Raw genomic sequence first — 19,471 nt, 5'->3', positions numbered from 1 at the left:
AGGGCACACTCGCCTAACTGAGATGCACCCTATTTTAGTTTTGGGGGTGTTTTAACCGCCCAAAGCGCCTAAACCAGCCACCACCGGATGGAAGAAGAAGGCGAACCCCAGCACCATATAGGTCGCTAAGAGGAGAATCCCTTCGAGCCAGTTGGATTTTCCATCGGAACTGACGGAATTCGCCACCCAGACCGCCACCATTACGGCCACGAGTTCAAAGGGGTTGAAATCGAGATCCATCGGTTGACCGATAAACCAACCCGTAATCACCAACACTGGTGCGACAAACATCGCAATTTGCAGACTTGACCCCACCGACACCGACACGGATAAATCCATTTTGTCTTTCATGGCGACGGTGACCGCCGTGGCATGTTCTGCCGCGTTACCAATAATCGGCAGCAAAATCACCCCGGTAAAGAGAGCACTTAACCCCAGGCTAGAGGTGGCTTCTTCGAGGCTATCCACCAGAAATTCTGATTCAACAGCCACCAATAGCGTCACCAAGAGCAACACCCCAAGCCAGAGGGTAACATTGGGTTTTTTGTGCTCTGGATGACCCTCGCCCGCTTCGCCCTCGCCCGCTGTGTTGTCGCCTTCAAGATCAGCCATCCCCACATCGTAGAGATAGGTATGGGTTTTCATTGAAAAGAGTAGGGTGAGACAGTACACCAGGATCAAAATGATTGCAACGGCCACGGATAATTTTTGCAGCGTCAGTTCACCTACACCGCTAGAGGTATATTCCACCGCTGTGGGGACAAGCAGGGCGATCACCGCCAAGTTCATCGTTGAGGCATTCATCCGGGCGGCGGTGGGTTGAAATTCCTGCTCTTTGAACCGGAGACCGCCGAGGAGCATCGAGAACCCTAGCACCAGCAGCAGGTTACTGATAATGGAGCCGGTGATTGTGGCTTTCACTACTTCGATCAGGCCGCCTTTGAGGGCGACGAGGGCGATGATCAATTCAGTGGCGTTCCCAAAGGTGGCGTTGAGGAGTCCACCGAGGTTCGGCCCGACAACGACGGCCACTTCTTCGGTGGCGAGTCCCATCAGGGCGGCGAGGGGAATAATGCCCAGGCCAGCGGTGATGAAGGTGACGGCTGATCCCCATCCTAGGTACGTGGAAGCGATCGAGATGGGAATGAACACCAGTAGACTGTAGATAATTTTGTTCATAAATCTGAGTATTGTGGTGTAAGCGAATCCGGGGAAGCAGGGGACGCTGTTCCTCAAGAATTTTAACGCATGGATTTCGGGGATTTCGGGAGGGTGGGGGCGGATGGGGGCGATCGCCCCCTAATTTTGCCCGATCCTCAAGACTTGGGACTAGGATGGCGATCGCTCCATTTCCACAGACAGCCGGAGCAGAAATTAGTCAAAATATGGGCGATGATCGGCACGAGGAGATTGCCGGTCGCGATCGCACTTACCCCGAAAATGACCCCCACCACAGTCGCCCAAAGCATATAGGGCCATTGAGACAAACCGCTGAGATGCAGCACCCCAAACAACACACTCGATAGAATCACTGCCGCCATATTCAACCCCAACGCGGGCAACATCACCCCCCGAAAGAGTAATTCTTCACTCAAACCCGGCAACAACCCCAACCATAATAAATCCGGCCATTCCAGGGGTTTAATCACCAGTTCTAAATACACCATGGCACTGCGACGATAGGCAGGCCACAACCAATGCAACAGCCCGCTAATGGCAACAATCCCCGCCATCACCACCACGCCCCACCCCAAGGCAATCCATTCAAACCGCACCGTGAGCAGGGGAATATCGCCGAAATACTGCCACAATTTCGCCACCACGAGCAGGAGGGTGGCGGTGACTCCCATGGCGAGGAGCACTTGAGTCCGGCTGAGGGGTTCGGGGGCGGGTGAGGGAGAACTGTTCACGGGTGCAGTAGGGTCGTGGGACGCAGGGGGGCAATGTGGGGGTTGAGGTGAGCCGGATCGAGACCGGCTTTGTAGGCGGCGAGGATGCCGATCGCTTCTAAGTAGGAGCGGGCCCGCAGGGCCGGAATACCGAGGGATTCCGGGGGGACTTGGATTTGGGTCGTGTTGGCTTCGACGGCGATCACGAGGCGATCGCTCAAACTCAGGGTGGCACTACCGCCACAGGCCGAGGCAGGCACCACGATCGCATCCACTTGATCCGCCCACACCTGTTCCGGGGCGCGAGACTGCACCGGCCGCACAAATTGGGGCGCACGGGCCAGCCCCACCAACACCGATGGCAAAAAGGTATAGCCCAATTCCTCAGCGGCGGAGCGGGGGGCTACGTCAGGATCAACGGGGAGCGGCGCGAGGGCGGGGGCATGGGCGCAGGGGACACGGAATTGGCGCACCACCAGATGGGAAATTACCGCTTCGGCTCCGGCCAATGGGTCAACGCCGGCCCCGTGGCGATAGGCTTGGAGGGCGTTGGGTTCGATGTCGTCGGGAAAACGGGCGACGACGGCGATCGCATTCACCCCGGCTTGACCGAGTAACACCTCCGCAGCCCGGAGTAAGCTGTCAGGATTCGCGATCGTGCCCCAACTCGTCCCGGAGGCGGCGGTTTGGAGGGAGACCCCCAGGGGGGCATCGGTGGTTAAATAGTCTGTCACCGGAAGGCCGAGGGTGGCGCGGGCGGCCTCGATCGCTTGGATATGGCGGGTTTTGAGGTCGTCTTCAATGCCTTGGTCGAGGATCACCCCGATCCGGTTTTGGTGAACGGGTTGCAAGCCCCACTGACCAGCGGCAAATTGATCTAAGCCGTAGCCTTCCACATAAAGGGTGTCAGCGGTGGGCCAGTAGAGTTGCGCCCCGTTGAGGACGTTGGGATGGGTGATGATGCGATCGCACACCTGCGCCATCGCCTTCACCACGGGCAACGCATCCCCAGCATAGCCCCCAATGGCGGCCCCAATCCCTGTTGGTACGATGACCACAGCAGTTAACGGACGTGACAAACCCTTCAAAACAAATGCTCTCACTACAAGGGAGGAAATCGCTCCCCATTTTATCAATGTCGGCTCATTCCCCTGCGTATCTCGCCTCGATTCCTATATTTCTTCATATCCTCAGCCCCAGCCACCATTAAAAAAGAGTTGCTACAAGAGCAACTCTAAAGGGGGTTACCAAAATTCATGGGTCTAAAGCCCCGTCCTTCCAGGACGGCTTTTTATGGTTTATGATTAGCATAGCGGATAGGGTAATCAACCGCTTGAAAAACCCGATGCTACCTAACTCGTAGCTACTGAACCTTGGCAATTGAATCTATGGGGTTCTACTTCATTGTTCTAGACCTCCCTGCAAGTAGATAAAAGATTCACAGGGACTAGACGAATCAGTTTTTGGCAAATATTGCTGCCAATCCAAACAAACTTTGGAGCAATCCAACTACGGTGGGGCACACCGAAAGTAACGCTTGGGGAGAGAACCACCTCTATGTAGGACTTCGCAAGGAATCCTAGGTAAGTGGACTCGGTGAGCCAAGAATCCCCGTGCCTTTAGGCCGGGGAGTGTCAAATCGTAATGCCCGCAATGAATTGATGGGGTTATTTAGCCGCAACTTCGACAATTTTTGCGAAGGCATCGGGGTCAACAACGGCTAGCTGCGCCAGCATTTTACGGTTGATTTCGATATTGGCGATTTTGAGTTGATTAATCAACTGGCTGTAGCTCACGCCATGTTGGCGGGCGGCGGCGTTGATGCGCACAATCCAGAGGCGACGGAAATCGCGTTTGCGGCGACGGCGATCGCGGTAGGCATTGCGTAATGCCTTCATCACCTGCTGGTTCGCCATCCGGAACAGCCGGGAGTGAGAGCCTCGGAACCCTTTCGCCAGCTTAAGAATTTTCTTACGACGTTTGCGGGCGACGTTACCCCGTTTTACCCTTGCCATAGTGCTTGTTTATGGTGTTTCAATAATGGATTAATGGTGTGCTGCGTCTGAGTTAGAGGTACGGCATCATCAAGCGCACGTTTTCTTCATCCCGCTCGTGGACGAGGGATAAGTTGGAGAGGCGGCGACGCTTCCGTTCGGCGCTTTTGTGCTCAAGAATGTGGTTCTTGAATGCTTTGCGGCGGCGGATTTTGCCTGTCCCGGTGGCCCGAAACCGTTTGGCAGCAGCTTTTTTGGTTTTGAGTTTCGGCATGACTCTTGGTTCAATATGACACAGTCTCCTATCATACCCTAGAGATTTCCAATCAAGCAAGCCCCGCGATCAGGGCAAACCTATCCTCTCTCTAAGTACAGGACAGACGTTGAACTGTACGACAAAATCTGAAGTTTGAAGGGGGTGGGAGCATCCTGCGCCCTGTTTGGTCTGCATCCCAGCGGGCAAGATGCCCGCACTCCAGAAGATGAATTTTGATGGAGCATCGCCCTATTTCCTCCTCTCAATCCAAGAGCGTCAGGCGACAGATCAACAACCGAGGGCTGAGCCTGTCGAAGGCCGGCCGCTTAAATTCCTGATGATGAGGGGTTGGCTCTCAGTGGCAGAAGATGATTGAGGAGTTCGCCGAAGCCGTGGCCTTCGGGTTGGGTGGTGACGTAGGTGGGGACATGGGGGAGGCGATCGCAATAGGGCCGTACATTGGCCACGCCGACGGATTGGGGGAAATGAGCCGGGTTAAACAGGGGTGCATCGTTGGGGCTGTCGCCGACGGTGAGGATGGTGGCGGGGTCGAGGTGGGGAAAATGGCGGGCGAGCACCTGGAGGAGACCCTGGGCTTTGTCTTGCTGGGGGAGTTTGATGTGGCATTGCACGGTGCTGTAGGTGAAGCCCCAACCGTGGGCGGTGCAGTGGTTGGCGAGGGTGGTGATTTCGGTCTCGCTTAACCCCTGCACATCAAACGTCCAATCCGTGACCCGAAAATCATTATCGGCGGCGGGGCGGAGGTGGGGGAATTGCTGCTGTAAGGCGGCGAATTGAACGGCGAGGGCGTGGCGGTGGAGGGTGCGATCGCCGATGGGACTCAGTACCTCCCCGTCTGGGTGGTCAGCATCGTAGAAGATGCCGCCGTTTTCGGCGATCGCCCCCACGATCGGCAAGTAATGCACCAAGCCACTGACCCAACCGGCGGATCGCCCCGTCACGATTAACACCGGCAATTCGGCAGCTTGAGCCGCTTCGAGGGTGTGGAGTAATGCGGGGGTGAATTTTGCAGCGATCGTCAATGTGCCGTCCATATCGGTGGCGATCAGGGGGATGGCTCGCCCGTGCTCTGGGGGGATCTCGCTGATGGGTCCTAGGGTCATGACCGCCCTAGGAGGAAGAGACTGATCAACGTGCCGCTATTCCAAAGACTATGGAGCAGGATCGAGGCGAGGAGATTGCGCGATCGCCAATAGACTACGCCCAAAATTGCCCCCAACACCGTGAGCGGGATCATTTCCGCCAAACTCAAATGAGCAGCGGCAAAGAGGACGCTGGTGATTGCGATCGCACCCCAGGCCGGCAGATAGCGCGTCAAGGACGGCAACAGAAAGCCCCGAAACATAATTTCTTCAAACAGCGGCGCAGCCAAGGAAGCCGTTAAAAAGAAAATCACCAACGCTAAGGTGTCCTGAGACTGCAACGCCAGCAGAATAATCGGGTTGCCACCGCCCCCCTCTTGCCACAATTGCTGATTAAGCAACGAAGCCAGCAAGACCAGGGGAATCGCGACCAAATAGCCCCCCACCCCCCACAGGGCCCAGCGTCCCCCTAACTTCACCTGAAACCACCCCTCCGGCAGCGGGAAATAGGGCCGCAAGGTGTAATACAAAATCGTCAAGCCGCCCCCAGTCATCAAGGCGTAACTGAGGAGGATGTAGAGGGCTTTTCCTCGCAGATCAAAACCGCTGGGATTGAGGCCGAGCAATGCCGTCACAATCGGTAAAGCCGTGGCGAGGACAATTTGACTAAAGAAGAAAAATCCCACCACAAGACCCTGCACCGTGGTTTCGCCATCCCACGGCACTTCGATGCTGGCGAAGGGTTGAGCGAGGAGGGCGGTGTCTCGTTTCACCACCCATTGCCCGATTAAAAAGAGAATCACGCCTACCCCCGCGATTCCCCCTAGAGCGGGCAAGACGGTGATCGCGGCGAGGCGGGTCAGGGCTTGGGCGGCGCGGTCTTGGCGGTGTTGGGTGAGTTGCGCGATCGCCTCCTCCTGTTGCGTCACCTGATAGAACCGCCCTAGGGCTTCATCCTCAAACCACCCGTCTAGATTGTCTTGGACAATCGTTGCGGTTTCCGCCGGGAGATCCGAGGGGGACTCGTTCCAGAGTTGGGCGAGGATCTGCGCAGTGGTGGTGATGTCGCTGATCGTGGCGGTTTTGGGGATGTCCTGCCATTGGTGTTGGGCGGCTTCAATGTCCTGCTGGTGGGCGTTGATCAGGCCAATATGCAGGGCGAGACGATGGAGGAATTGCTGGTCTTGAGCGATCGCGCTTTCAAACTGCACCGTTTGCGGATTATTCACCAACACCGCCGACTCGGTCGCTTGGTCGCGCAACTGTTGGATCGACTGCGCCGTCGCGTCGTACACCGCTTGATATTGCTTCAGAGCGTTGGTGTAGGGGGCATCACCGATGATCTGAGTTAGGGATTGGTTAACTTGATCGGAGTCCGGGTCAAATTCCGCCGCCGTCAGGACTAAATTACTTTGATACAGTTCAAGTCTGCCTTGAACTTGGGGTTCATTCAAACTCCCGACAAGGGACAGTAAAACCCGTGCCGCAACCAGCACGGTGATCAGAACGAGGGCAAGACGTTTAAGGGTCATGGGTTCAAGGCAGAGGGATGAAGGACGAAGGCAGAAGACTCAAGGCAGGATTATACTGGCGCAACGGCTTGACTGGTGCGGAGTTGGCCGCAGGCGGCGTTGGCTTCGAGGCCGCGAGAATAGCGCACACTGTTTTCAATGTGGTTCTTTTTGAGGACGTTGCTAAATTGGGTGATCCGTTTGGTGGTGGGGCGTTGGTAGTCCGCATCGCTGATCGGGTTGTAGGGGATCAGGTTGACATGGGATTGAAAGCCTTTGAGGTGGTTGGCGAGTTCTTGGGCTTGGGCGGGGCTGTCGTTCACGCCAGAGAGGAGGATGTATTCAAAGGTGACGCGGCGTTTAGTGGTTTCCACATAGGTGCGACAGTCGGCGAGGAGGGCTTTGAGGGGGTAGGCGCTGGCACTGGGAATCAGTTGTTTGCGCAGGCCTTGGTTGGAGGCGTGGAGGCTGACAGCGAAGGTGATTTGGAGTTGATGTTTGGCCAGTTGCGTGATCCGACGGGGCAGGCCGACGGTGGAGACGGTGAGCGATCGCATCCCAATCCCCACATCCTGATTGAGGCTATGGAGAGACTTCACTACCTCATCGAGGTTTAACAGCGGTTCCCCCATCCCCATATAGACCACATGACTAACGCGGCGTTGAAAATCCTGCTGCACCGTCAAGACTTGATCGACAATTTCATGGGCCTTCAAATTACGGGTATACCCGCCCTTGCCCGTGGCGCAAAAATTGCAGGCCATGGGACAGCCCACCTGGGACGAGACACACACCGTTAACCGTTTTTCCGTGGGAATCCCCACCGCCTCAACGATCGCACCATCGGCCAACGTGAGCAGATATTTCCGGGTTTTGTCCGAGGCGATGCTGGTGTGGGCAATGGTGGAGCGACCAATGGGCACATGGGCGAATTCTTCCCGCCAGGCCTTGGGAAACACGGAAATATCCAGGAGCGATCGCGCCCCTTTTTGATAGAGCCAATTGTGGAGTTGTTGGCCCCGGTAGGCCGGTTGGCCCTGGGCTTGTACCCAGTCGGTGAGTTGGTCGCGAGAAAGAGTAAGCAGAGGTTGAGTCATGGGGTGGGGCAAAAGTCCGGACAATGCTCTCCCATTTTAAAAGGTTTGCGATCGCTTCTTCGGGAGGAGCCACAGACCCGTCGCCAATCTCGTCAAAGCCCGATGTTTGTCAGCGGTGCGATCGTTCTTCGTCGGGGTAGAGCAGGAGGGTGCGATCGTTGAGGATGGGGTTGGGCAGAGTCATGATTAATCCTGTAGAGATAGGGTTAGGTTGGGTTGAGCGGTGCTGTTGAGTTTTACTTTAGGATTGAAAAATACTGGCGTTGTTGAGATGGACTCATGAAGCTACAGGTTGTTTTAGAACCGAGTGATGAAGGGGGATACACGGTTTTTGTGCCGTCGCTGCCGGGGTGCATTAGTGAGGGGGATGATGTGGATGAGGCGTTGAGTAATATTCAGGAAGCCATTGAGCTGTATTTAGAACCCGTGGATGATCTCGCAGTTCAGGATGGTGTCATTATTCGAGAGCTAGTGATATGAGCAAGGTTCCTAGCTTGTCGTACTCAAAAATCATCGCGGCTTTAAAGCGGGATGGTTGGCGTGTGGTGCGACAGAAGGGGAGTCACATTCGGTTAGAGAAAACGCTACCGCAGGAAACCTTGAAGATCACGGTTCCGGCTCACAAGCCCGTGAAACGTTCAACCTTGGCAAAGATTTTGAAGCAGGCTCAGATCGAGGTGGAGCAGTTTTTGGAGTTGTTGTAGCTCTCAATTTCGAGCCTCATGATCGCAGATTTGCGATCGCAGGCTTTGGGTGAGGGAGCGATCGTTAAGGCGGTGGGCGTTTTCAGATCCCAAGACAATACCTCACAGCGGTTTCAACGTCTTGCATTTTGTTCGCTGATAATCGTCCTGCGGCTTGTGCTGGAAATCGTTTGCGATCCAAAGAACGGACTTGGAAGCCCAGAAAAACGGTTTCAATCGGTAAGCCGCTTTCTTCTGATGTGACTCGAACATTGGTCGGAAAGTTTTGCTTGATGTTCTCGCCTTTGGTTCCCACAATGACTGTGATCACCAGTGGGAGATTATTGATCGTGTTGATGGACAAGACCAAAACAGGACGATTGCCTGCTTGCTCACGTCCTTGGGTGGGATTCAAGTTAACAAAGTAGATTTCACCTCGTTTGATGCTCATCGCTATGCCAGCCCATCCATTTCTGTAGGGGCAAATTCTGCATCGATGGCGGCGAGTTCGGCTTGGATTTGGGGGTCGGCGGCCATAACGGTGAGGTCGTCTGTCCAGTCGGGCTGGGGGGTGAGGGTTTGGCGAATCTGTTGGGCAAGGTATTCCATGAGCCAGGTTTGCTCACTGAGGCTGAGTTGGGAGAGTTTGGCTTGGATTTCGCGGGCGGTGGGGGAGAGGTTCATGGTGGGGTTAGGGTTGGGGGGGATTATCGCGGATTTGTGGTCGGAGGTTTTGGGTGAGGGGGCGATCGCTTTAAACGCCACAGTTAGGGATTCCAACAGGGAAAGCTTGCATATTTCTGGAGGTTTGTTTTGTGTGGTTGTATCCAATTTGATTTAGAGAGTTCATCAATTAGCCACTTGTAAACTAAGCCAGTAATCGGATAGTTACCCAACCAGCTTGTGCTGAAAGGCGTTTGTTTTTGAGAGTAGCTAAAGCCTGATAGTGATTTTTTTACCCTGGAATATGAATATGCTTTTCTTGCAGCTTCGTAGCGAGGCTTATCTTCAAATTCACCATCTTCACTCAAAGAGAAATTTGCTGTCGGATAACTACAAGTATTATTTATTTCCACATAATACTTAATTTCAATAGAATCTTTTTGTGTTTTTGGAGGTACTATGATTCCAACAAGATTACATGAAAATATAGAATTATCTAAAAGCTCAGTGGAAAAGCCACTAAATAGCTCGGAGACAATGCGATTGTAACTTTTTAATGCTTCTCCATAAACATAATTTACATAGTTCAAAATTGTATATTTATCGGGAAAATTTCTCTCACGAAACCGAGAAATTTCTTTGGGCAAATTCAAGCAATCAATTTTGTCCATTTGAGTGTAGTTTTTTAGGTTTTCTATGCAATATTTCATTGGGATAGAAAATCTTTGTGAGTTTATACTTTCCAAAGAATTTTTTATATCCGAGATGGGTATTTCTTGAACATATTTTCTAAAAGAAAACCAATTAAAATGGTTTCCTCTGCACAGGTACATAGCAGCACACCATGCAGAGTCGAAAACTAAATTTGGATCTCTAGTAGGCAGCCTAACATCAAAAACTAGCTCTGTTAAATCATTCACAAAGTCTGAATGTGCGTAGCTGCACCAAAATAAAACATTTGGATTGATAGTTTCTATTTTATATCTACACCACTTATAAGTATAGAATTCTTTATAAAGAGGATGTCTCTTTTGATCTTTGAATGTTTCTTCAAAGAGAGTTTCCAGTGCATTAAACTTATGGGGAATTATTGTGATTTTTTCTGTGGAATCTTGCCGATTTTCAAGGAAAGCTGTTAGCAGTTTTCTAAAATTATTTTTTTGATAAGATAATACCCCAAGCTTCATATTTTGAGAAAGAATTTTTGTACAAAAAAAGCTATTTGACAATGGAGCCAGCAGCTCGCTATAGCCTTCATAACTTGACAAAATGTTCTTGCCTATATCGATGTCAGGCATATTGTCAAAATCAATTTCATCTTCTGCATCCCATTTCAGACATGAAAGATTTTCAAGCCATTTCTTTATTAGAGGTTTAGTTAGGATAACATTACGCAAAAGTCTAATTTTTGTATTTAGAATTGAATCACAAAATAATACTTTTGTCTTAGTGCGTAAGAACTCTCTGATTAATGGATGTAGTTGATAGGTTTCTTCAGTGTTTACTTGCACTAAGCTCTGCTTCACTAACACCCCATCGCGCACATCCTCTAAATCCTCCTCATCCCAATCACTCAAACTCATCTCCACCAAAGCCCAAGGGATCGGAGCCAACGCAAAAACGCTCAACACACAAGCCACCGTCTGCGCTTCTGGGGTTAAGTCTTGCCAGGTCAACTCAAACGCATCCCGCACCCCTTGCTCGGCAGTGGTTTCATAGGTTGGCCCCTGTAAAGCCTTCTGCTCCAGCCGCTTGTTTTGCAACCGCTCCAACATCTTCGCCAGGCTCAAACTGCTGCGCTCATGGAGATATTGCCCCACCAACTCCAACCCCAACGGCAACCGCCCCAACCATTCACAGATCGCGCTGGCTGCCGCCAAGTCAGCATCAATACGACTCGCCCCCACCAAAGACCGCAACAAATCCAGCGCATCTTCCAAATCCAACACCTGCAACGGCAACGGCTCAAACCCTAACGAGAGCGTTTGTAAGCGGGTCGTGCAAACCACCTTAAACCGGACATCCTGGGGTAAAAACGCCCGAATCTCCTCATAATCACTCACATCATCCAACACCAACAGCGCCGCCCCCGTCGGTGGTCGCCACCGTGCCCAGACCCATTGCACCTGTGCCGCCACATCATCCAACTCATCCGGTGGCTCCAAGCCCAACTGCACCCGCCCAAACGTCAAAATTTGCGCCCCCAAATCCCCACCGCGCACCCGAAACCAAGCCCGCCCCGCTGGATAGGCTGCCGTTTTTCCCTGGGCATATTGCAACGCCAACTCCGTCTTGCCCACACCGCCCATCCCCGACACCGCCGAGATCGCCACACGATCGCACGCCTGCAACTGTTGATGCAGATTTTCTAATTCATCATCGCGCCCCACAAACGCACGGGTATGACTCTTAGGTAATTGATTCGGAACCCGATCAGCGTCGGGCGACTTCAGTCAATCCGCTGGCATGACCCCGTTGTAATTGGTTGTGTTAGTAATCGTCTCCGCAATTTGGTTATTGTTGCCGATCGCACCCTTCGATCCCTGACCCGACAAAATCATCGTATTACCATCCGCAGATTGACGCTTCCCGGATTCGATTTCGCCCACCAACGCTTCAATTTCATCCTTAAACGCCGGATCATCCTCCATCGCATCCAGCAAATAGGTTTCTAGGCGAGTCTTCACCGATAAATCCTGCCGTTCTAATGCCTGTAATGCAATTTCCGCCTTCGGATTGCCGCGTAACTTGTCCCACACCTTACCCAACAACCCGTTGATTTTTTCCACCGCGCCCTCGGTGTACTTCTCCAGCGCCGTACCCAAAACCTTATCCGCCAAAAAGCCGACGACAATACCCGCTGTCACTGGATCAACCATGCTCATGTTTAGACTCATCACCTCTCAGGATAGCCCGAAATTTTAGGGCGAGAGACTAACCAGAACCGATCGCTGATCTGAGGTGGTTAGGCAAATGCGATCGCGCCCTTTCCCACAGGACGAAATCGACCGCAACCCTAACCCGATGGTGAAACCACCCCAATTTCTGCGGCCATCACAGCGATCGCATCCATCCCCCAGCCGCTGCGCCCCAAGCCTCCGGATGGAGAGATTCCTTTCCCGAAAGAAAGCAATAGGTCATGTGGGTCAGTTTGACTTGCTGGCTCCGGTCTTCTCCCCCGCCCGTGCCATGAATAATGACTCCACCCAGTTAATTTATCCTGCGTTGAATTTGTTGCTCTATAGCGGGCGCGATCGCCGTCCGGAGCGGGAAGACCTTGGCGACAAACAACCTAAACGCCTCAAACCGCCCCAAAACGGCTACCTCTACCAGCGCATTTTCGGCGATGCCTACGCCCTGCAAATTAATTGCATGGATAGCGAAGATGCTGAATGGACGTATCACCCTAAATCCATTGACTGCTATCTCGACATCAAACAACGCCTCCTCACCGAAAGCCATCTCCTCGAAACCGAAGCCCCCGATGCGCAACCCGGTATCTTTGGGCGATCGTGGCTGTTGGTGGGTCGTTTAGCTGATGAGGATCAAAATCCGGATTATGTGGCGAAGGACTGTTATCATTCTCTTGCTCTCACGGGTCAGCCCAGTTGGCCCGATGATTTAATTGGCCAAGGTCGGATCTTAGACGCGACATTTTTTGAACTGTGGCGCTCGGCGGATTGCGATCGCCCCGACCCCTTTCACCTCTACATCTGCATTTTCGACTGTCGCGCCAGCCTCAAACGCCTCGACAAACTCTATCATCACCTCCTCACCCTCGGCCTCTATCGTCACCGCGCCACCTGGTCACACCAACGCACCCGCACCCTGAAAACCGACCTCATCCGCTACTACCAAGACATCCGCAGCATCAACCAGCAGATGAATTTCCAGGTACAACGGCCCCAACTCCACCTCGATCCCCTGGCGAAGTTACTACGCCATAGTCTGGTGCTCCTCTCTCAATATGCGGAGGCCCTCAATGAGTTTGAAACCCACACCCATGCCATCGAAAGTTATCTCGAAAGCTATCAAGACCGTTGCCGTTTGATCAGCAAATTGGGCGGCCAAGCCGACACCCAATATTTAGAACGCTTCAAAAATTTCGCGATTCGTCGCTATCTCCGCCCGATGAAACGGGACTACCACCAACTCAGCCCCGGCCTACGTCTTTTGGAAGATTCGCTGCGGGTGATGACGGGAATGCTACAACTGGAGCAGTCCTATCGACAGCATCACATTGAGCGGGTTGTGGTGACGGCGACTCTGGGGATCGGGGTGACTCCGGTGGCGAGTTCTGTGCTCGCGCCGCGTCTTTTGGTGTCGCAATCGGCGGGGGATTTGGGGGGATGGGCGATCGCGCTGTTCCTGATTTTGGTGGCGAGTCTCGCTATCGGAACGATCACCGCATTCCTCAGTTGGCAAGTCTTGCCGCTACTGCTGCGATCGCGTCATTAACTCCACACGCTAAAATTCCGCCCAACGTTGCAAACGGCTCAACTCGGCGCAAAGTGTCCGATCCTGTTGATTTTCAAGCTGATCAATCTGCCTCGCCAATCAGGGTAAACGCCGCCCAGTTGCGCGGGTCGGGGTGAGTTCGCATCGTTTGTAACATCGCTTGGCGCAGGGCTTGGGCATTGTCCCCCGTGGCCGCCCGCTGGCGATAAAACTCGGTCATCAGTTCGGCGGTGGGGGCATCAGGTACAGCCCAGAGGGACACCAAAATACTGGGCACTCCAGCGGAAACAAACGATCGCGACAACCCCACCACCCCATCCCCGGTAATCCGCCCCCGTCCGGTATCGCAGGCGGACAGCACGACTAAATCCGCTTTTAAGTCCATGTCGAAGATTTCTTCGGCGGTGAGCAGGCCGTTAGTTTGGCCGGGGGCGGGTTGAAAATTAGCGTCGGGGGCGAGGGCGATCGCACTTCCCATGCCGCGAATATCATCCAGCAATCCATGGGTGGCGAGGTGAATGATTTCGGCATTTTGCATCTGTGCAACGGTGGCGGCTTTGGTGGCTTCGTTACCGATCAGTGCGTCGGTGTTGAGGAGGTTGGCAATTTCAAGGGCTTCCCGTTCGGCTCCGGGGAGTGGGGTGAGAGGTTGGGGTTCGGCTCCAAATTCGGCGGCGACGCTGGGCATGGTGGGGTTGCCGACGATGAGTGCGCCTTGGCCGCTGGGTTTGTTCTTTTGGTCGCGGGTGAGTTCGAGGGTTTGGATGGAGGGGGCGGTGAGAATCGTATGATTTTCGATCAGGTAATCGCCGTTGGCATCGATGAGGGCGGGGAAGGGGACGAGGAAGAGGGAACTTTGGGGGAGGAAGACGACGCGATCTTCGGGATTTTCGGGGAGGAGGTCGGCGATGGGTGCGATTAAGATTTCGTGGAGTTTGGTCAGGAGTTGGGCTTCGGTGTAGAGGTTGCGTTTAAATTGGTCGCGATCGACGGCAGCAACGAGGCGATTCAGGGTGCGTAAGTCCAGACCACGCACACCGAGAGAATCGCGGGTAAATTGCACCAAATCATCAAGGCGTAAATCCTCATCGCGCCGGTAGTGCGTCAAAATGATGTGGGTTTGGTAAAGTAGAGGAATCGTTACCACTGCACTAAAACTATGGAATGTCGGCTCTGCGGTCATCCCAAAACCCACAAACACGGCAAAATGCCCAATGGTCATCAACGCTACTTCTGCCCTCACTGCCAGCAAACCTTTGCCGAGAGTTTTGACACCCTCTACTACTATCGCCATGTTACTCCGGAGCAGATTGAGCAAGTACTTCAAGCCCACAGTGAAGGCACTAGCTTGCGAGGAGTCAGCCGCATCAGCGGATTAGCCTATAACACCGTGGTCAGTATTATTCGTGCCGCCAGTGCTAAAGCTTTGCTGGTTCATAACGACCAAGTGCAGGGCGTGGAAACGGAGGACGTGAGTGCTGATGAGATGTGGTCATTCGTGAAAAAAAACAAACAATGCTTGCCCGAAGAAGTTGAAGTAGGCGATTGCTGGATTGCGATGAGTTTGGCAGATTCGAGCGGGTTAATCTTGACAGCACGAGTGGGGAAACACACCGATGAACTGATTGAAGAACTGGTGGTGAGCACGGAGGGAAAGACCCATTGCCAGCAATGGAATAGTGACAACTGGGGAGGATATGAGCGGGTACTGCCGCTGGAAATTGAGCACTACATTGGCAAAGACCAAACGCAACGGTTGGAGCGTACCAATGGAATTATCAGGCAGCAGACGGGTAGGTGGCATCGACGACAGAACAAGTTTGGCAAACTGTGGCAGCAGACAAAGGTGACGGTGCGTTTAGTGGTGAGTTATTTCAACTGGATCTGGCAGCACAGTCGCTACAAGAGCACGGCGGCACAACGAGCAGGATTGACTGACCATCGCTGGAGTTGGCAGGATATCCTCTCCTTCCCCACAATAATCTAATGCACTACCATCAGTGGTGGTATTTCCTGTCCCATCCAGAAATTCCCCCGGATAATAATCGTGCGGAACGCTCGTTGCGGTTGGCTGTAACCAAGCGTAAGGTTTGTGGTGGCTCGCGTTCGATGGCAGGTTTTGCCCAGACGGCAAGGTTACTGAGTGTGATTCAGACTTGTCGGACTCAAGGGCGTTCGGTGTTGAGTTTCTTGAAACAAGCTTTGATGGCGACGGCTTCTCCTGAGCAAGTCTCCATGCCTTCCCTCATCCCTGCTACCTGAATCCTTACTTGTAAACCTTGTCGTGCTTGTTCTTCCAATCGTTCAAAATCTGTCTCAATGGCAAAATCCAACAGCCCTTGGAAAATGCTACGTGCTCGTTCAGTTTCGCCTAGACCGATGAAAACGTCTCCCATTAGTAAAGAAGTGCTAATTATTCCACCTAGATCTTCAATCTCTTCGTAGATAGCGTAAGCCTGTTGCAGTTTTTCAAGAGCAGACTGGTAATTACCTGCTTGAAAATATTCATGTCCCTCATCCCATAAACGAGCCGCTTCCACGTTTCGATCTTCAATGGTCTGTGCCACAGCCCCCCCATCCAACCCCGTCACCCCACCCGGCAACCCCACCAGCAAAACCCCCGCCACTAAACCGCCCCACAGCGTTGTTGATAACCGCATCATCTGCAATCCTCCCATTCCACACAAAACAACCTTACCCAGTTACAGGACGCTCAACCCCCGTTTTCGCAATTGGACAGAAAAAATATTGCGATGAGCGACAAACCAAGACCGGCGGGGACATCTATCAGCGTGAACTTAACCGTGAAATACCCAACCCGCCAGGGATTCAAATCCCCGGCTCATAGCCAAAGTAGGCTAAAGCCCACTCCCAGAACCCGTTTTAACGGGTTTTCGCTATGAGCCAAGAACTTCAGTTCTTGGCGGGTTAACTTGAAACACTGCCACCCCACAGCATTGTTGATAACCCCATCATCTCCAATCCTCCCATTTCACACAAAACAACCTTATTCATTTACAGGACGCTCAACCCACGTTTTCGCAGTTGAGCAGGAAAATAGTTACGGGGGGTGAATGGGTCTATGGCCGATTTAAGCCACTGTCCAGTCTGCCAAAACCAAATCAGACACCTTCGCAAAATCCTTCTGGTTTCGTGTCACCACAATAGCCTCCGCCGCCACAGCAATTGCTGCAATGCGCAAATCCTGAGTACCAATCCCCAACTTACGAGATTGTAACTCCTGATAAATTTGCTCACTGCTTGGGTCAAAATTCACCACCTGAATGGTGTTGATAAACCTTAGGGTTTGACCAAACTGGGTGTACCCTTGACCCAACTCCGACACCGTTTTAGCCCGTCGAATGACTGCTAGCCAACCCCGAATCAACTCCTCTGCCGTGACGATCGCGATCGCCAACTGCACGGCTGGGACTTGGCTGACCCGTGCCACAACCTGCGGGTGTCCTCGCTGAAACAGCGAAACATGATCCGTATCCAAAATCCACAAACTCACACCAACCCAGCCCCAGGATCTTGAGACGCTCGGTAGGCCGCCACTTCCGCCATCACCGCATCAAACTGCTCATCGTGCTGATAAACCCCCGGAAACTCCAACCAAGGATGACCTTGAGGAGAATCAGGAATCTGTAATGCCAGGGGAATGAGTTCAACCTGGGTTAAACGCTCCGTCACCAACGCCTGGAGCTTGGCGAGAACTTCTTGACGACTGCCGCCTCGCGTCTGTACATTCGGCCAACCTAAAACCGTTGCCAAAAATTCCCCTGCCGCTGGAGTTTCAATCACCGCATAGGTTGGAATTGAGTGGGTTTGAAGTGACGTACTCACAATCATTCAAGGTCTGCCCCGATCGACTACTCCCCGATTCTAGCCAACATTGGGAGGGCGATCGCACTCCCATCCAACCCCATCACCCCACCCGGCAACCCCACCAGCAAAACCCCCGCCACCAAACCGCCCCACAACTTTGCCGATAACCGCATCATCTGCAATCCTCCCATTCCACACAAAACAACCGTATCCAGTTACAGGACGCTCAACCCCCGTTTTCGCAATTTGGTCAAAAATTGTTGAACCAAATGAATTGAAGGCAAAGCTACGATCTCAGAACAACATCCCCACTCAACCAAGACCAAGGGCAAGACATCAACATCCTCGCCGCCCAACTCCTCACCTGGGAAGCCCAAGAAACCGCAGACGCAATTTCAGGTATTCAACAGGGCCTAGACAACTTTGAAACAGGCAATTATCGGAACTTTGATGACTTTGTTGCCGAGCAGCAACAGAAACACAGCCTGCCGCCCACCCCATGAGCTACCGCATCCAAATCGCCAGCATTGCTGAGTCGGAGGCTGATGCTGCCTTCCTGTGGATCTCGCAGCAAAAAGCTGGTATGTTCACCTCCTTCGCAAGATTCAATCCCTCACAACGATGCCCAATCGCTGCTCCCTTGCACCAGAAAATGACAAATTTAGCCAAGACATTCGGCAACTCATCTATGGCAAGGGACGCAATGCCTATCGGATTCTGTTCACTGTCCTCGACCAGCAAAACCCGCCGACGGTCAGGATTCTGCCTATTCGTCACGCCTCACGCCCACCCCTGCCAGACAACTAACCCGGCAACCCCACCCGCAAAACCCCCGCCACCCAGTCGCCCCACAGCACGGAACTATTGAGCAGCGGCACGTTGTACAATCTGTAACCCTTTGCGGGCTTGGTCTTCTAGCCATTGAAACTCTGACTCGATCGCCAAATCTAACAAGCCTTGAAAAATGCCGCGTGCTCGTTCCGTTTCACCCAAACCGGCGTGAGCATAGCCCAACAGTAACGAGGTTTGGATTAAGCCAGCGACATTTTCGCTGGCTCGATAGAGAGCGTAGGCCTGGTGCAGACCGGTCAGTGCTGCTTGGTAATTGCCCGCTTTGAGGTCTTCCCCCCCGGCTTTCATCAAACGCTCGGCTTCGGCGTGGCGATCTTCGACGGTCTGCGCGATCGCAACCTGTGACGGCTGCACACCATCAAACCCCGGCAACGCCACACACAACGCCCCGGTCAAGACTCCGCCCCACAATTTCATCGCTAAACGCATTGTTTTTAATCCTCTGAATTTTACCGAAAATAACCTTATTGATTTACAGGACGCTCAATCCCTGTTTTCGCAGTTGGGCGAAACATTGGGGAGCGTTGTGATCGCAATTCCCCTCAGGGCATCTCGACAGTGCGATCGCTGCTCAAGTGATGGTGCTTGTTGTTGGGGTCAATGATCGGGGGAGATGATGGTCATGGCTTTTTGTGGTACACTTATACTATTAAAGAGTCGCGGAGGTCATTAGCTATGCTCGATCACGTTTTGAAAGGCTCGATTATCTTGGCGGTGTGCATCACGATCGCAGGCATCATCGGGGCAGCGATCGCCGGTTCTGAGCGGGCGTTTGACCTATCGCCCTGGTTCAATCTCGGCCAAGCCGCCCCCACTGCTGATACCACTCAATTCATCGCCACCACAATTCCCACCTGCGCCGCCCCCGAAACCAGCACCCCGATCCCCCTTGCTACGGCCCAAACCCTCCAACAGCAAACCAGTCAAGGCGTTCAGTTTGCTGACCTCATTGATGTTCAGGCGTATCTTGGACAACCCGCCTGCTATTGGGTCGAGGCTAATATTCGCTATTACCGCTATCACGTTGAAGGCGATCGCAGTCTTGACGCGAAGCAACAAGGGGATGCGCCTCCCGTCCAGTTCCGGTTTTACGGCCTCTAACGTTCTCTGTTCCCTTCTGTTTAGGAGTTTTTGCCC

The 19,471-nt window shown here is 53.1% G+C and carries 23 protein-coding genes and 2 pseudogenes; 7 read left to right on the top strand and 18 right to left on the bottom strand.

All coding sequences use genetic code 11. The features are described 5' to 3' along the window. Positions 1-51 precede the first annotated feature (51 nt). The 8 genes from cax to rlmN form a co-directional block, all read right to left on the bottom strand. Positions 52-1,179 (bottom strand): calcium/proton exchanger, encoded by a 1,128-nt coding sequence (gene cax, locus SPI6313_RS12575; RefSeq protein WP_072621310.1) that lies wholly within the window; start codon positions 1,177-1,179, stop codon positions 52-54. A 137-nt stretch (positions 1,180-1,316) separates the two neighbouring features. Continuing rightward, positions 1,317-1,910, bottom strand: coding sequence for a CPBP family intramembrane glutamic endopeptidase (locus SPI6313_RS12570; protein WP_072621309.1), 594 nt, complete (start codon positions 1,908-1,910; stop codon positions 1,317-1,319). Next, positions 1,907-2,968 carry a DUF3326 domain-containing protein gene (locus SPI6313_RS12565; protein ID WP_072621308.1) on the bottom strand — a complete coding sequence of 354 codons (1,062 nt, stop codon included), beginning with the start codon at positions 2,966-2,968 and terminating at the stop codon, positions 1,907-1,909. The genes SPI6313_RS12570 and SPI6313_RS12565 overlap by 4 nt, the downstream gene beginning before the upstream one ends. Before the next feature lie 588 nt (positions 2,969-3,556). Next, positions 3,557-3,904: a 50S ribosomal protein L20 gene (gene rplT / locus SPI6313_RS12560; protein WP_072621307.1), complete on the bottom strand. Its 348-nt coding sequence runs from the start codon at positions 3,902-3,904 to the stop codon at positions 3,557-3,559. 52 nt (positions 3,905-3,956) lie between these two features. After that, positions 3,957-4,157: a 50S ribosomal protein L35 gene (rpmI, locus tag SPI6313_RS12555; protein WP_072621306.1), complete on the bottom strand. Its 201-nt coding sequence runs from the start codon at positions 4,155-4,157 to the stop codon at positions 3,957-3,959. A 308-nt stretch (positions 4,158-4,465) separates the two neighbouring features. Further along, the gene (locus SPI6313_RS12550; protein WP_072621305.1) at positions 4,466-5,263 is read right to left on the bottom strand and encodes an HAD family hydrolase; all 798 of its coding nucleotides are present in this window, start codon (positions 5,261-5,263) and stop codon (positions 4,466-4,468) included. Continuing rightward, on the bottom strand, positions 5,260-6,774 hold the full coding sequence (locus SPI6313_RS12545; RefSeq protein WP_072621304.1) for a CPBP family intramembrane glutamic endopeptidase: 1,515 nt from the start codon (positions 6,772-6,774) through the stop codon (positions 5,260-5,262). The genes SPI6313_RS12550 and SPI6313_RS12545 overlap by 4 nt, the downstream gene beginning before the upstream one ends. A gap of 50 nt (positions 6,775-6,824) precedes the next feature. Continuing rightward, the gene (rlmN, locus tag SPI6313_RS12540; RefSeq protein WP_072621303.1) at positions 6,825-7,850 is read right to left on the bottom strand and encodes a dual-specificity RNA methyltransferase RlmN; all 1,026 of its coding nucleotides are present in this window, start codon (positions 7,848-7,850) and stop codon (positions 6,825-6,827) included. Positions 7,851-8,129: 279 nt separating this feature from the next. On the opposite strand from rlmN, the gene SPI6313_RS12535 reads away from it, so the two are divergent. Together SPI6313_RS12535 and SPI6313_RS12530 are read left to right on the top strand one after the other, a co-directional pair. Then, positions 8,130-8,330, top strand: a complete 201-nt coding sequence (locus SPI6313_RS12535; RefSeq protein WP_072621302.1) for a type II toxin-antitoxin system HicB family antitoxin — start codon at positions 8,130-8,132, stop codon at positions 8,328-8,330. After that, on the top strand, positions 8,327-8,554 hold the full coding sequence (locus SPI6313_RS12530; RefSeq protein ID WP_072621301.1) for a type II toxin-antitoxin system HicA family toxin: 228 nt from the start codon (positions 8,327-8,329) through the stop codon (positions 8,552-8,554). Before SPI6313_RS12535 ends, SPI6313_RS12530 begins: the two co-directional genes overlap by 4 nt. An 82-nt stretch (positions 8,555-8,636) precedes the next feature. Here the strand turns inward: SPI6313_RS12530 and SPI6313_RS12525 are convergent, their stop codons facing one another. From SPI6313_RS12525 to SPI6313_RS12510, 4 genes are all read right to left on the bottom strand, one after another. Further along, complete coding sequence (locus SPI6313_RS12525) at positions 8,637-8,984, bottom strand: type II toxin-antitoxin system PemK/MazF family toxin (protein WP_072621300.1); 348 nt, start codon at positions 8,982-8,984, stop codon at positions 8,637-8,639. Positions 8,985-8,986: 2 nt separating this feature from the next. Then, positions 8,987-9,313, bottom strand: coding sequence for a hypothetical protein (locus tag SPI6313_RS12520; protein WP_217650595.1), 327 nt, complete (start codon positions 9,311-9,313; stop codon positions 8,987-8,989). Next, the gene (locus tag SPI6313_RS12515; RefSeq protein ID WP_072621299.1) at positions 9,301-11,586 is read right to left on the bottom strand and encodes an ATP-binding protein; all 2,286 of its coding nucleotides are present in this window, start codon (positions 11,584-11,586) and stop codon (positions 9,301-9,303) included. The genes SPI6313_RS12520 and SPI6313_RS12515 overlap by 13 nt, the downstream gene beginning before the upstream one ends. Before the next feature lie 63 nt (positions 11,587-11,649). Next, positions 11,650-12,075, bottom strand: coding sequence for a hypothetical protein (locus SPI6313_RS12510; protein ID WP_139276635.1), 426 nt, complete (start codon positions 12,073-12,075; stop codon positions 11,650-11,652). Between the two features lie 94 nt (positions 12,076-12,169). Between SPI6313_RS12510 and SPI6313_RS12505 the strand changes: the two genes are divergently transcribed. Further along, positions 12,170-13,654 carry a hypothetical protein gene (locus tag SPI6313_RS12505; protein ID WP_139276634.1) on the top strand — a complete coding sequence of 495 codons (1,485 nt, stop codon included), beginning with the start codon at positions 12,170-12,172 and terminating at the stop codon, positions 13,652-13,654. An 82-nt stretch (positions 13,655-13,736) separates the two neighbouring features. Here SPI6313_RS12505 and SPI6313_RS12500 read toward each other — a convergent pair. Continuing rightward, positions 13,737-14,741, bottom strand: a pseudogene (locus SPI6313_RS12500) (CHAT domain-containing protein); the annotation flags it as partial. A 72-nt stretch (positions 14,742-14,813) separates the two neighbouring features. Here SPI6313_RS12500 and SPI6313_RS22355 point away from each other — a divergent pair. Then, a complete protein-coding gene (locus SPI6313_RS22355; RefSeq protein WP_084668882.1) occupies positions 14,814-15,641 on the top strand; it encodes an IS1 family transposase in 828 nt (275 codons plus the stop codon). A gap of 11 nt (positions 15,642-15,652) precedes the next feature. Beyond that, positions 15,653-15,916 (top strand): annotated as a pseudogene (locus SPI6313_RS12490) (IS66 family transposase); the annotation flags it as partial. On the opposite strand, the gene SPI6313_RS12485 reads toward SPI6313_RS12490, so the two are convergent. From SPI6313_RS12485 to SPI6313_RS24790, 4 genes are all read right to left on the bottom strand, one after another. Further along, positions 15,820-16,317: a tetratricopeptide repeat protein gene (locus SPI6313_RS12485; protein ID WP_175551132.1), complete on the bottom strand. Its 498-nt coding sequence runs from the start codon at positions 16,315-16,317 to the stop codon at positions 15,820-15,822. The pseudogene SPI6313_RS12490 and the gene SPI6313_RS12485 overlap by 97 nt on opposite strands. Before the next feature lie 428 nt (positions 16,318-16,745). Then, a complete protein-coding gene (locus tag SPI6313_RS12480) occupies positions 16,746-17,168 on the bottom strand; it encodes a type II toxin-antitoxin system VapC family toxin (protein WP_072621293.1) in 423 nt (140 codons plus the stop codon). Then, a complete protein-coding gene (locus tag SPI6313_RS12475) occupies positions 17,165-17,500 on the bottom strand; it encodes a type II toxin-antitoxin system HicB family antitoxin (RefSeq protein WP_139276633.1) in 336 nt (111 codons plus the stop codon). Before SPI6313_RS12475 ends, SPI6313_RS12480 begins: the two co-directional genes overlap by 4 nt. A 26-nt stretch (positions 17,501-17,526) precedes the next feature. After that, complete coding sequence (locus SPI6313_RS24790) at positions 17,527-17,658, bottom strand: hypothetical protein (RefSeq protein WP_281248396.1); 132 nt, start codon at positions 17,656-17,658, stop codon at positions 17,527-17,529. A gap of 382 nt (positions 17,659-18,040) precedes the next feature. On the opposite strand from SPI6313_RS24790, the gene SPI6313_RS12465 reads away from it, so the two are divergent. Beyond that, entirely contained in the window at positions 18,041-18,289 is a 249-nt protein-coding gene (locus SPI6313_RS12465) for a type II toxin-antitoxin system RelE/ParE family toxin (RefSeq protein WP_217650593.1), read from the top strand. A 54-nt stretch (positions 18,290-18,343) separates the two neighbouring features. Here the strand turns inward: SPI6313_RS12465 and SPI6313_RS12460 are convergent, their stop codons facing one another. Beyond that, positions 18,344-18,763 (bottom strand): hypothetical protein, encoded by a 420-nt coding sequence (locus SPI6313_RS12460; protein WP_072621291.1) that lies wholly within the window; start codon positions 18,761-18,763, stop codon positions 18,344-18,346. A 246-nt stretch (positions 18,764-19,009) separates the two neighbouring features. Between SPI6313_RS12460 and SPI6313_RS12455 the strand changes: the two genes are divergently transcribed. Then, positions 19,010-19,435 (top strand): hypothetical protein, encoded by a 426-nt coding sequence (locus SPI6313_RS12455; RefSeq protein WP_072621290.1) that lies wholly within the window; start codon positions 19,010-19,012, stop codon positions 19,433-19,435. Positions 19,436-19,471 lie beyond the last annotated feature (36 nt).

It is taken from the genome of Spirulina major PCC 6313 (genome assembly GCF_001890765.1).
Lineage (GTDB): Bacteria > Cyanobacteriota > Cyanobacteriia > Cyanobacteriales > Spirulinaceae > Spirulina > Spirulina major.
Note: the sequence above shows the minus strand (reverse complement) of the source record. Positions and strands in the feature narration are given on the sequence as shown.